At 51.9% G+C, this 11,100-nt stretch carries 14 protein-coding genes; 8 read left to right on the top strand and 6 right to left on the bottom strand.

Annotated elements, in window-relative coordinates:
- Window positions 1-396: 396 nt before the first annotated feature.
- Window positions 397-534 carry a hypothetical protein gene (locus EVX52_RS25320; RefSeq protein ID WP_165385184.1) on the top strand — a complete coding sequence of 46 codons (138 nt, stop codon included), beginning with the start codon at window positions 397-399 and terminating at the stop codon, window positions 532-534.
- Between the two features lie 636 nt (window positions 535-1,170).
- On the opposite strand, the gene cspA is transcribed toward EVX52_RS25320, so the two are convergent.
- Together cspA and EVX52_RS16395 are read right to left on the bottom strand one after the other, a co-directional pair.
- Window positions 1,171-1,383, bottom strand: a complete 213-nt coding sequence (gene cspA, locus EVX52_RS16400; RefSeq protein WP_013574336.1) for an RNA chaperone/antiterminator CspA — start codon at window positions 1,381-1,383, stop codon at window positions 1,171-1,173.
- Window positions 1,384-1,735: 352 nt separating this feature from the next.
- Window positions 1,736-2,791 (bottom strand): DUF1615 domain-containing protein, encoded by a 1,056-nt coding sequence (locus EVX52_RS16395; RefSeq protein WP_165385185.1) that lies wholly within the window; start codon window positions 2,789-2,791, stop codon window positions 1,736-1,738.
- 182 nt (window positions 2,792-2,973) lie between these two features.
- On the opposite strand from EVX52_RS16395, the gene EVX52_RS16390 reads away from it, so the two are divergent.
- Both EVX52_RS16390 and EVX52_RS16385 read left to right on the top strand, forming a co-directional pair.
- Window positions 2,974-3,702, top strand: coding sequence for a DUF3053 domain-containing protein (locus EVX52_RS16390; protein WP_205952678.1), 729 nt, complete (start codon window positions 2,974-2,976; stop codon window positions 3,700-3,702).
- Window positions 3,703-3,792: 90 nt separating this feature from the next.
- Window positions 3,793-4,065 carry a hypothetical protein gene (locus EVX52_RS16385; protein WP_129955095.1) on the top strand — a complete coding sequence of 91 codons (273 nt, stop codon included), beginning with the start codon at window positions 3,793-3,795 and terminating at the stop codon, window positions 4,063-4,065.
- Between the two features lie 64 nt (window positions 4,066-4,129).
- Here the strand turns inward: EVX52_RS16385 and EVX52_RS16380 are convergent, their stop codons facing one another.
- From EVX52_RS16380 to EVX52_RS16365, 4 genes are all read right to left on the bottom strand, one after another.
- Window positions 4,130-5,692: a sensor domain-containing diguanylate cyclase gene (locus tag EVX52_RS16380; protein ID WP_129991673.1), complete on the bottom strand. Its 1,563-nt coding sequence runs from the start codon at window positions 5,690-5,692 to the stop codon at window positions 4,130-4,132.
- 131 nt (window positions 5,693-5,823) lie between these two features.
- A complete protein-coding gene (locus EVX52_RS16375) occupies window positions 5,824-6,303 on the bottom strand; it encodes a 2TM domain-containing protein (protein WP_129955093.1) in 480 nt (159 codons plus the stop codon).
- Between the two features lie 114 nt (window positions 6,304-6,417).
- A complete protein-coding gene (locus tag EVX52_RS16370) occupies window positions 6,418-6,909 on the bottom strand; it encodes a GNAT family N-acetyltransferase (RefSeq protein ID WP_129955092.1) in 492 nt (163 codons plus the stop codon).
- 27 nt (window positions 6,910-6,936) lie between these two features.
- Window positions 6,937-7,845, bottom strand: a complete 909-nt coding sequence (locus tag EVX52_RS16365; protein ID WP_129955091.1) for a LysR family transcriptional regulator — start codon at window positions 7,843-7,845, stop codon at window positions 6,937-6,939.
- Window positions 7,846-7,959: 114 nt separating this feature from the next.
- On the opposite strand from EVX52_RS16365, the gene EVX52_RS16360 reads away from it, so the two are divergent.
- The 5 genes from EVX52_RS16360 to EVX52_RS16340 all read left to right on the top strand — a co-directional run bounded on the left by EVX52_RS16360 (window position 7,960) and on the right by EVX52_RS16340 (window position 11,097).
- Window positions 7,960-9,111: a serine hydrolase gene (locus tag EVX52_RS16360; RefSeq protein ID WP_129991672.1), complete on the top strand. Its 1,152-nt coding sequence runs from the start codon at window positions 7,960-7,962 to the stop codon at window positions 9,109-9,111.
- Entirely contained in the window at window positions 9,108-10,352 is a 1,245-nt protein-coding gene (locus EVX52_RS16355; RefSeq protein WP_129991671.1) for an MFS transporter, read from the top strand. The genes EVX52_RS16360 and EVX52_RS16355 overlap by 4 nt, the downstream gene beginning before the upstream one ends.
- Window positions 10,353-10,449: 97 nt before the next feature.
- Window positions 10,450-10,599, top strand: coding sequence for a hypothetical protein (locus EVX52_RS16350; protein ID WP_217137925.1), 150 nt, complete (start codon window positions 10,450-10,452; stop codon window positions 10,597-10,599).
- Between the two features lie 24 nt (window positions 10,600-10,623).
- On the top strand, window positions 10,624-10,731 hold the full coding sequence (yniD, locus tag EVX52_RS16345; protein WP_013574326.1) for a small membrane protein YniD: 108 nt from the start codon (window positions 10,624-10,626) through the stop codon (window positions 10,729-10,731).
- Window positions 10,732-10,854: 123 nt separating this feature from the next.
- A complete protein-coding gene (locus tag EVX52_RS16340) occupies window positions 10,855-11,097 on the top strand; it encodes a hypothetical protein (protein WP_205951619.1) in 243 nt (80 codons plus the stop codon).
- Window positions 11,098-11,100: the final 3 nt, after the last annotated feature.

The following is an 11,100-nucleotide window of genomic DNA, read 5'->3' as shown; positions in this document are numbered from 1 at the left end:
ATATGATTGTTATAATTTTATTCTCTGACAAATTGTTGGGACATACCGTCCCGCACAAGGAGTGTGACATGAAGGCAACTGCTTTTTGGCTAATGATGGCGGGGGGTTCCGTCGGCATCGGTTATGTGATGGCTTTGATGATGGAACTTCGCGGATGAAGCAGCATTGACGACGGATAAATAAGGACATTTCATGGCATTTTACAGCCCAAAGCGCATCATTCTCTATACTGCAGCCGCCATCGCGCTGCTGGTTATCGTTGGTCTGGTAACTTATTTCACCGTCGGCCATTTAGGCGCATAACATCTTTCCCTGCGTTTTCCCCTGCCTTGTGGCGGTACCGTGAGTATCGTCGCATAATGCTGCCATTGATTGAGAAATGCGAAAGGGCAAGCCATGACATACAAAGGATTAATGATTGTTGCCGTCGTTATCGTGCTGGCAAGCATCGGTTCAGAGTCGTTGATACAGAAAGGAATTGCGCTGGCAGACGCCAAAATTGATCAGGTGATTACGCATTATGCGGACAAATAAGGCTTACATCTGCTGGATTAACCTTACCGGGTGATGACAAAACCATACACAAGGTTTGGTATCTTAAATCCATCAAATGTTGTGTGATGTCCCTGTGTAATACCCCTGTAGAACCCTGTTATTTTGCCCGCCGCGTGCGGGCTTTTTTTTGCCTGTTTTCCGGCAAAGGCATCAATGGGGATTTGGGAAGATGAGCGATTTGCTCTTATTCACGAATAATTCGAGTTGCAGGAAGGCGGCAAGAGAAGGAGTCCCGATGAGCTTACTTATGTAAGTGATTCGGGTGACTGAGTGCGGCCAACGCATCTGCGGCTTGAAGTATGAAGGGAAGAAGTGCCGGTGCTTTCCCGGCCGTCATATTATGGCGCAAGCGTCCATCGAACACTCCGACATTGCGCGGCCTGAGCACGACCTTTTCATAACAGAAAAAACGACTGGGGGGGAATAATAATTCAACCGGCTTTTCTGTTATGGCTCCGGAAATAAATTCAGAAGCTTAATAAATAATAAACCCCGGCGTTGGCCAGGGTTTATTTTTGTCATTAATAATGTCGATATTGAAACAATTATTCTGGCTGCTCCGGGTTTAACCCATCTTCGCTATTGCAGAGTGTTTGCCTTCAATATCAGGCGACATTACAGAACGACAACGTTACCCGCTGATGGGCCTTTCTGACCATTTTCGATGGTGAACTCAACGTTCTGACCTTCGTCCAGGGTTTTGAAATCATTGCTCTGGATTGCAGAGAAGTGAACGAACACGTCTTTGCTGCCGTCTGCAGGGGAGATGAAACCGAAACCTTTACCAGCGTCAAACCATTTTACTAAACCAGTCATTTTATTAGACATAGGAAATACCTTCTTCGTTTTTATTTTATGATGCCATAGGGCAATATAGGTCTGTTTTTATTTGAAATACTTATGGATGCATCAGAGAAGGAAATTCGTCGGAGAAAGGATTTGCTATATCACTTGAACCAGGAACTGCTTTACTAAAATGTCTTACATAAATAGGTCTTAACCACAAACCGTTGACGCTATTTACACACAGGCGGATTTATTAAGCAAGCTTTTATTTCAACACAATGATATTAGCGGTGTTTTTATTCCAGGGGAAAATAACGCTCAGGCCGCCCGTGACAACGGCTGTAGTCCGATTAAATAATGAGAAAGCCCACCCTGCTCCGGCAGGCTTTAAACCTTATCCTCCCGCTCTTTTCATACAATCTGCGCGGCGGCCGTCCACCCGTTTGGCAAACCAGGCGGTGGTCAGCTTGCGGGTAATCTTCGGACTTTCCAGCGTGATACCCGGCAGCATTTCGCGCGGCTGACGTTTGCCGGTGGTTTTATCTGCCAGCGCAAAGACCTGCTTATAGAGCCGGGTATCTTCAAACCCCAGTTGCTCTCCCTTCTCCAGGGCCTTACGGATGGCCGAATTGCTGATGTCCAGACGTTTGCTCAGTGTGCGTACCGCCAGCTCTGTGCCGCCCGGTTTATCCGTGCCGTAGTTAATCAGGTCACCGTCCAGTGCCAGCGGAATGCCCGATATTTTACTTACCGCGCTCTGAAACGCGGCGTTACGGCTGGCATACCAACCGGCATTAAAATCGGCAAAGCGGTACAGCGGTTGCGTGTAATTCGCCGGATATCCCAACAGGTGTCTGACGCCAAAATACACACCGCCGCGGCGGCTGAACACTTCGTTGCGGATCGAACCGTCGATTTTATACGGATAGCCTGTGGCGTTTTGCTCGGCAAACGCGATGCTGACCTGCATCGGCCCGCCGGTATGCACCGGATTCAAATTACCGAACAGCTTCTGTCCCATCGGCACCATATCAATAAAATCATCAAAAATAGCGCTCAGCTGTTTCTCGGTTTTTACGTTATCCAGCCGCTCACTGTAGGATTTTCCGTTCGGGGATTTCAGCAACAGCGCTGTGTGCACCAGGAAATTAGGCACATGAACCGCATCGGCGCGCCGGTCAATCTCTTTCCAGGCAATTTTGCCTAATCCCGGCACCGGCGCATCGGCGTTGAAATTGGATTCCTGTTGCGCCACCGCCAGCACGGAACAGATGTTTTCGGTCGTCGCCGGGATGCCCTGCGTCGTAAAAGCGGCCGTAATATCAGTCGCCCAACCTTTTCTGTCAGGGGCCGATGCTGGCATCAGCCTCACAATATCCGCTTTCACATCATGCGGATTTTGCACCGGCGTTTCGCTTTTTTTCGTCGATGTACATCCGGCCAGGATCATTATGGCCAGCGCGGGCGCGAACTGTTTTATCGAAAATGACTTTTGCTTCAAAGTTATACATTCCCTGAATAAATGACTCTGAGGGTGACGTTAGCGAAGATAGCTATACCGATCTAGCAAAAAATTATCTTTATGCGTTAAGGTTAAGACTCTGATGATGGAGATAAAGGAACACGGAAATTATGCATTCAGCGCCCCGCTCTCAGGCTTTCCACCGCGTATTTTTGCTGCCTTTTATGTTGTTGCTGATGATGATGTTTGCCCTCAGCGGCTGCGGTGATAAAGAACCCGCGCAACGCAAAGCTTTTATAGATTTTCTTCAGTCGCGGATCCTCGATAAACCCGCACTGGCCGTCCCGCAACTGACCGAAGCGCAGAAAAAACAGTTTGGCGATTACACCCAAGATTACGCGATCATCACCGGTTTTCATCATCAGATGAATATCGAACTGGATTCTTCGCTGGTACCGGTTTTTGCCGGCATGAACGGCGTAAACAGCGTCAGTAATCTGCTGGAACAACGCGATGATCTGAAAAAAATGGCTGACAGCAGTGAAAAATGGAAAGAAAAAATTGTGCTGCTCAAAACCCAGGCCGATACCCGGCATGCGGCACTGAAACAGCCAGATGACCTGAAGAAGATTTATGATCAGGCCTACGAGAAAACCATCGTTAAACCGACACAAATCACGGAACAGGTATTCGATTTATTGCCGCAGGTGTTGAACCTGATTGTGGCGAAAGCCGACTTCATCAAAAATCAGGGTAAAAATGTCACCATCACCGGCAATCGTCTGCAATTCGCCAACCAGAAGCAGCTGGATAAATACAATGCCATTCAGCAACAGCTGGTGCCGCTGAATGCACAACTGATGCAACTCAGCCGTCAGATGCAGCAAATGGTGCGTTAATCCGTCAGGCAAAGCCTCCGCCACCGTAAGACGGTTTTTTCATGGCAGTGCTTTTGTTATGGTGTGCGGCAATTAAATAAGGAGACACCTATGAGTGATGAAACCCTGAACAAACGTGTTGACCAGCTTGAGCGCGTAAACCGTGAGCTCCTGGTGCAAATTTCCGCCATGCGTCTGCTGTTCGGCAGCGTGGGTAATGTGCTTAATGCCAGCCAGGAAAATGCCTTCACCCTCGCCGTCAATCAGGCGCTGGAAGCCAACCGTGCAGATGTCGCCAACCAGGCTGATCTGGACGACGCCTCACGAAAATTCCGCGAAGACGTCTTCAAATGCACGGAATCCCTGCTGCCGGGTTCCCGCTAAAAATAAGCTCAGGCACGGTGCCTGAGCCTTTTCTCCCCATTGAGCCTGATGCGTACAGTCGTACTTATAGATTTACCACGCGGTTACGCCCTTCATTTTTGGCCTGATACAGCGCTTTGTCTGCCGTTTTCAATGCCCCGTCAATATTGACTTTGCCAGGATAAAACAGCGTTACTCCGAGTGAAATCGTCACCTGACCGGCGCCCTCAAACTGCTGCACTTCAACCTGTTTACGCAAACGTTCAGCAAGCTGAATAGCCTGTGTCAGTGATGCATCAGGCAGCAGTAACAGAAACTCCTCGCCCCCCATGCGGCATAACAAATCGCCCTCCCGCGAACTACTCAGAATATGGCGCGCCAGCTGGGTGATCACCACATCGCCCACATCATGCCCGCAGGTATCGTTTATTTTTTTGAAGTGATCGATATCGAGTGTAATAACCGCGATGCGCGACGACTCCGTTAGCTGTTTATCCACGGCCTCATAAAAGCCGCGCCGGTTCAGCAGCCCGGTCATCGGGTCAGTATGGGCTTCGGCACTCAGTTGTTCGATGCGTTGATGCAACAGCCTGATCCCCTGCAACATCACCGTTTTCAGCTTCGACGCTTCATAATACCAGGCATTGATCTGCTGAATTTCCTCGGAAACATCATGTGAATCCATGGTGTCAGCTTTCGAGGCCAGCTGTCGCAGCGGGCGTGAAATATAGCGCGTCAGCAGCCAGATGCAGATGAACACCAGAATGACAATCGGCAGCGTGTATAACAAAACCTGCATCATGACGTGATATAACAGCACCACATCATCTTTTGCCGGGTGCAGCACCAGTACCGTCCAGCCCGCCACTTCCATCGTGGAAAAACCGGCCAGGGATTCCTCGCCCTGCAGGTTATTCATACGTAAAAAACCCTGTTCCCGGCCGTCCAGCAATGCCTTGTTCACATGCCCCTGCGGCGCACTCTCGATCCAGCCTGACGCGGCGCGATACAACACGTCACCTTCACGGTCGATGACATAAATGTAGGCATCTTTGCGGTAATTGCGGGCATTAATCAGCGTATCCACAATACTGTTTTTACCCAGATCAATTTCAGTCGCCAGATACCCAAGATAGCCGCTTCGCGCATTACGGATGGGGGAGGAAAGCACAATTATGTGATTGTTCTGCGGGGTGCGAAAGGGCGAGCTGAGCACCGGATTGCGGGTTTTCAGTGCAACGGTATTGGCCTCAGACACCAGAGTTAAACCGACCATCGCCGCAGAGTTTCGTGAAGCCGCGCGCACAACGCCGGTTTTATCCACCACCAGCACCGAACTGAAGCGCTTACTTTGTACCTGCAAACGATCAGCTTCTTCGGTCAGCGCATCAACATTATTAAACCGGTCACCGAGTAAATCAGCGCTATAGGTAACCTGCTTCTGTGCCGCATTGAAAAACAAATCGGCCGTCAGCGACAGCCGGGTTGCAAACGACTGACTCGCCCGCAGGGAGGATTCGATGAGGAGTTTCTTCTCTACCTGGAAAATTGCCAGATAGCTGCTGAGCAAGGTGACAAGCGTACTCATCAGCGCAAGAAGCAATATCAGTCTTTTAAGATTAAATGCAAACCGCCACTGCTGATCCATTCTCTGTCCGTTGAGCTAATGACCCTGAATATTACAGAGGATAGCAGTATGTCAGGCAAGGGTTTTGATGTGTCTCAGTCAGGGCGGTCTTGCTTGTGACTAATCATGGCGCTTTAGCTGAACGTCTCCCCTCAGGGCTTGCGTATTAATTTTTGTAAACGCGCCTTCTGCCAGCGCTCTAACGTTCCACGAAATACAAAGATGCGTAAACCACGTAATAATAAAATGCCGCCCCAGATACACAGAGGCCAGACGAACCAGTTTGAATCCGGTGAGGTGTAATGGTTTAGCGCGAACAAACCTGCGTTGATCACCGCCCACAACAGAACGGAACGATAAAAACCGCTTTCTTCCACCACCTGATATCTGGCTTTTTCTATCTGTTCGTCAAGCGCCTGCCCCGGCGAACTGCCCGTTTGCACATCGTTTTCTGTCAGTTCAGACACCTTGATATCAAAGGCTGCCGCGATAGCGCCGAGAGTCTCAAGGCTGGCCTGCTCGCCATTTTCGATACGCTGTACCGTGCGCACGCTCAGTGACGAAAGTTCTGCCAGTTGCTCCTGAGACCATGCGCGGGAAATGCGAAGTTGCCTGATTTTGCTCTGATGCATAAGTTTTACCTGTAGAGTGAATGTTGAACACCCAATCAGCATGCAACGTAAGATTGGAAATCAACACGACAGCAACCTGACACGGACATGACAGCAACCTGACAGCCTTACAAATCAGAATGTTAGACGGTAAAACTTACTGTCTACCGCCATCAGCGGGAAAGCTGACGGGAGATCCGGCACCCTGATTTCCTTAAAACCGTTTTTTTCATAAAAACGATGCGCCGCCAGAAACTTGTCTGTCGTGCCGAGAAAAATATCTTTCACATTTTTCGTCTGCGCATGGTGCAGCAACGTGTTGAGTAACAATGCGGCGACGCCGTATTCCCTGCCACGAAAAGGTGCGCTGACAAACATTTTGCGCAGTGCCGTCTGCGCGTTGCCGATATCTTTCAGCCCCAGCGTGCCCACGACTTTCCCTTCATAGCGTGCCACCCAGAAATCCCCGGTGCCGCACTGATAAAATTGTGGGATATCATGCAGATCAGGCTGCTGCGCTTCGGTGATGGCAATACCAAATTCGTGATTCTGGATCGGTAGGATCACTTCAACCACACCGCGCTGATCGTCGGCACAAAAGCGTTCAATTAAGACAGAATGACTCATCACACACTCCCTCAGTTAAAGATAGGTTTAATTAGGACATCGCAGCGCCAGCTCAGGCTTTTCAGGGAAAACCCGTTCGCTGAGAAAATCAATCAGCACCCGTAACTTCGGTGTCATATAACCGCCGGACGGCCATAAAATATAAAAGTCACCGCTGCGCTTCACATAATCATCCAGCACGGTCACCAGTTGCCCGCGCGCCAGCTCTTTGCGGATACTGAAATCAGGCAGACAAGCGATGCCCAGCCCCTGCAGCGCAAAGCATTGGCGGGTTTCAATATTATTACAAACCATTGATACCGGTAGCGCCAAATCCTGATATTCCGGCAGCGGCCATATCTCAAGCTTGCCGCTGTTGGGAAAACGAAAATGCAGACAACAGTGATCAACCAGTTCCTGGGGCTTCGCAGGCGTACCGTGCTGTTCAAAATAGGCAGGCGCACCGACCAGTAAATGATGGAAAGTGCCCAGCTTACGCATCGACAATCGGGAGTCAGCCAGCTGGCCGGTGCGCACCACAGCGTCAAACCCCTCTTCCACCACATCAACAATCCGATCGGTGAAATCCAGATCCAGTTCAATATCGGGATAACGGCGCATAAACTCCCCCAGCACCGGCAAAAGTAATGTGCTGACCTGCGGCAAACTCAGCCGCAACCTGCCACGCGGACATTCCGCCAGTTGCGACAGCTCGCTTTGCGCGGCTTCAAGTTCCGCCACAATCCTGCGGCAGCGTTCGAGAAACAGCGTCCCTTCGGCGGTCAGCGCCACGCTGCGGGTGCTGCGGTGAAACAGCCGCACATTCAACTTATTTTCCATGCGCGCAATACTTTTGCCCACCGCCGACGCCGACACGCCCAAAATCCGCCCTGCCGCGACAAAGCTTCGGGTTTCTGCCACATGGACGAACACATTCAGGCTACTGAGATTTTCCATTGTCGCTCCCGATTACGGACATCAACGTCCGTATATTATGGAAATCTACCCTACTTTTTCCGCACTGAGGAGATCTCTATCGTGATTTAACACTTTCTGAAACTGAGATATCTCATGAATTCCTCTTCACTGAAATCCCGGCTTGATTGCGTTATCGCACAAGCCATTGACTCACAAAGACTGGTCGGTGCCGTTGCCCTGGTCGCCCTTCACGGTGAGATTGTTTATCACCAGGCTGCCGGTTTTGCCGACCGGGAAAGCCGCCAACCAATGACTGAAAACACGCTTTTTCGCCTGGCATCGGTCAGCAAGCCCATTGTGACGACCGCAGCAATGACGCTGATCACTCAGGGAAAGCTGGCGCTGGATGACAATATTGAAACCGTGTTGCCACAGTTTCGCCCTGTCCTGCCAGACGGACAACCGGCACGCATTACAGTACGGCAGTTATTAAGTCATACCGCCGGGCTGAGTTACCGCTTTTTTGAGCCGGACGAAAATGGCCCTTATGCACGTGCAGGCGTTTCTGACGGAATGGACAGCAGCGGTATTTCGCTGGCGGAAAATCTGCGGCGTTTATCGGGCGTGCCTTTGTTGTATACACCGGGAACGTCATGGGGTTATTCGCTGGCCGTCGATGTATTGGGCGCAGTGCTGGAACAGGTAGGCAAACGGCCTCTCCCTGAAGTGGTAGAAATGCAACTGACCGGCCCGCTGAACATGCATGACACCGGTTTTGTCGCCCGTGACCCGGCGCGGCTGGCTACGGCGTATGTCAGTGATGTGCCGCAACCCCACCGGCTGTGCGAAGGAGAAAAGGTCGCCGCTTTCGACAATACCGTGGGGATTGAATATTCTCCCTTACGCGCACTCAACGCTCAGGCTTATCCTTCCGGCGGCGCGGGTATGGTCAGCAGCGCGGCTGACGTACTGAAGATGCTGGAAATGCTGCGTTGCGGCGGCGCTCCGTTAGTCTCAGCGGCGCTGGTCGATGAAATGGGACGGGATCAGACCCGTGGTGCCGAACTGCCGGAATCGCCGGGACTGGGCTTTGGATTAGGTTTTTCGGTATTACGGGATCCGCGGGCCGCCGCTTCACCGGAGTCGGCCGGCACATGGCGCTGGGGCGGGGCTTACGGCCATTCCTGGTTCGTTGACCGTAACGCCGGACTGAGCGTCGTCGCCTTCACCAATACTCTGTATGAGGGCATGTCAGGCCCGTTCGTTACACAACTGCGCGATGCTGTGTATGGAGTTCAATCATGAATTCCCCTGTATTGAAATCCCCTCTGCCGCTTTCGGCTTTACTGGCGATGGCGCTGACCGGTTTTATCGCCATCATGACGGAAACCCTTCCCGCCGGACTGTTGCCTCAGATCGCGGCCAGTCTCGATATTTCACAGGCGATGGCCGGGCAACTGGTGACGCTGTATGCCGCCGGTTCGCTGATGGCCGTCATCCCGCTGGCGGCTCTGACACGGGGCTGGAACCGCCGCACGGCGTTGCTGACGGCAATCTTTGGCTTTCTGATTTTTAATACCCTCACCACGTTTTCAACGAATTATTTCCTGACGCTCTTCGCCCGCTGGGTAGCCGGTGCGTCAGCCGGGCTGGCGTGGGGATTACTGGCCGGTTATGCACGGCGGATGGTGCCGGTACATCAGCAAGGGCGCGCATTATCAGTGGCGATGGTCGGCACACCGCTGGCGCTGTCTGTCGGCGTCCCGCTGGGCACCTGGATGGGTTCCGCACTCGGATGGCGGATGGCGTTCGGCGTAATGTCTGTTATTACGGTGCTGCTGATTGTCTGGGTGGTGCGGAAAGTGCCGGACTATCCTGGCCAGTCCGCCGGTGAGCGCCAGCCTTTGAGGCAGGTGCTGATGTTGCCCGGCGTACGCAGTATTCTGATGGTGATCCTGCTGTGGATGCTGGCACATAATCTGCTTTATACCTACATCGTGCCATTCCTGCGCCTGTCCGGGCTCGACGCCAGTGCCGATCAGATATTGCTGGTTTTCGGCCTCGGTGCGCTGGCAGGCATTGGCATTACCGGCATGCTGGTGGATAAGCATTTGCGGCGCACCCTGCTGACCAGCCTGTTTATGTTTGCCCTGCTTTCCCTGATACTGGCGCTGAACCCCTCTTCTCCGCTGACGGTAGCGGTGTGTGTCGCGCTATGGGGGCTGACTTTTGGCGGCGCCGCCACTTTGCTGCAAACGGCAATTGCTGACGCCACCGGCGAGCATGCCGACATGGCGCAATCGATGGTGGTGGTAGCGTGGAATCTGGCGATTGCCGGTGGCGGGTTAACCGGAGGCATTGTGCTGGAAACCGCAGGCATTACTGTTTTTCCGTGGGCCATGCAGTTGCTGATCGTCGCCGGGCTGATGATTGCCATCTGCGCCCGAAAGAACGGTTTCCGCCCCGGAGCACGTCATGCAGAGACAGTACTCATCCCTGAAGAGCAGAAACAGGATCAAAGTTTCGGAACCGGCGAAAAGGTATAATTTATTAAATTTTTCCGGAACCGGAACATCGAAGCCGCGCAGGGTGCGGCTTATTCTGATAGAGTAAAAAACAGGCAATTCAGAACCAATGAGAATCATGGAAGCACGTCACAAAACCCTTATACTTTTGTCCGTTATTGCTGCGGCGGCCCTGCTGCTGATGGTGTTTGAATGGCTCGCCGATCAGGCCGTTCCTGAACTGAAAGAACATGTTGTTCACTATGTGAACCAGCACATGGCGGGCTAAAACGCCCGGATGGCAGGAGGAGAAATGGTAACTAAACGGATGATGACCAAGCACTGGAAAATGGTTGTGGTACTGCTGTGTATCTGTGGCGCACTGATGCTGTTACGCTGGGCGGCGATGATCTGGGGGTAAAGTTTTGCAAAGGATCCCGTTTAAAACCGCTTAAATAAGCATCAACCCGGCCAGGGGGTTGAAACCTTCCGCAACGCGAGCCAGAATATCCTGAGTGATTTTTAAGAGCCCGTTCGCCCGTTTATGAAAACACCGAAACCTCGTCGTCCACATGGACGATGGACTTATTACATCATGCATGAAGACATTCTGTGGCCCTGCCCGGTTCGCTGGGAGTGGGAGAATGGCTACGGCGGTTGGTTGCCTTTTTATTATTCGCCGACGCTGGAATTTGTCGCCGGCGATCCGGACAAAGCCACAAAAGTGGCGGGCAGTAAATCCCGCACTTTGCGTAAACCCGTCAGGGTTCACGCGTACGAATACTGATTT

It is taken from the genome of Rahnella sp. CFA14(1/10) (genome assembly GCF_004195095.1).
In the GTDB taxonomy this organism is placed as follows: Bacteria; Pseudomonadota; Gammaproteobacteria; order Enterobacterales; family Enterobacteriaceae; genus Rahnella; species Rahnella perminowiae.
The sequence above is the reverse complement of the archived record's forward strand: the minus strand, read 5'-3'. Positions and strand labels throughout refer to the sequence as shown.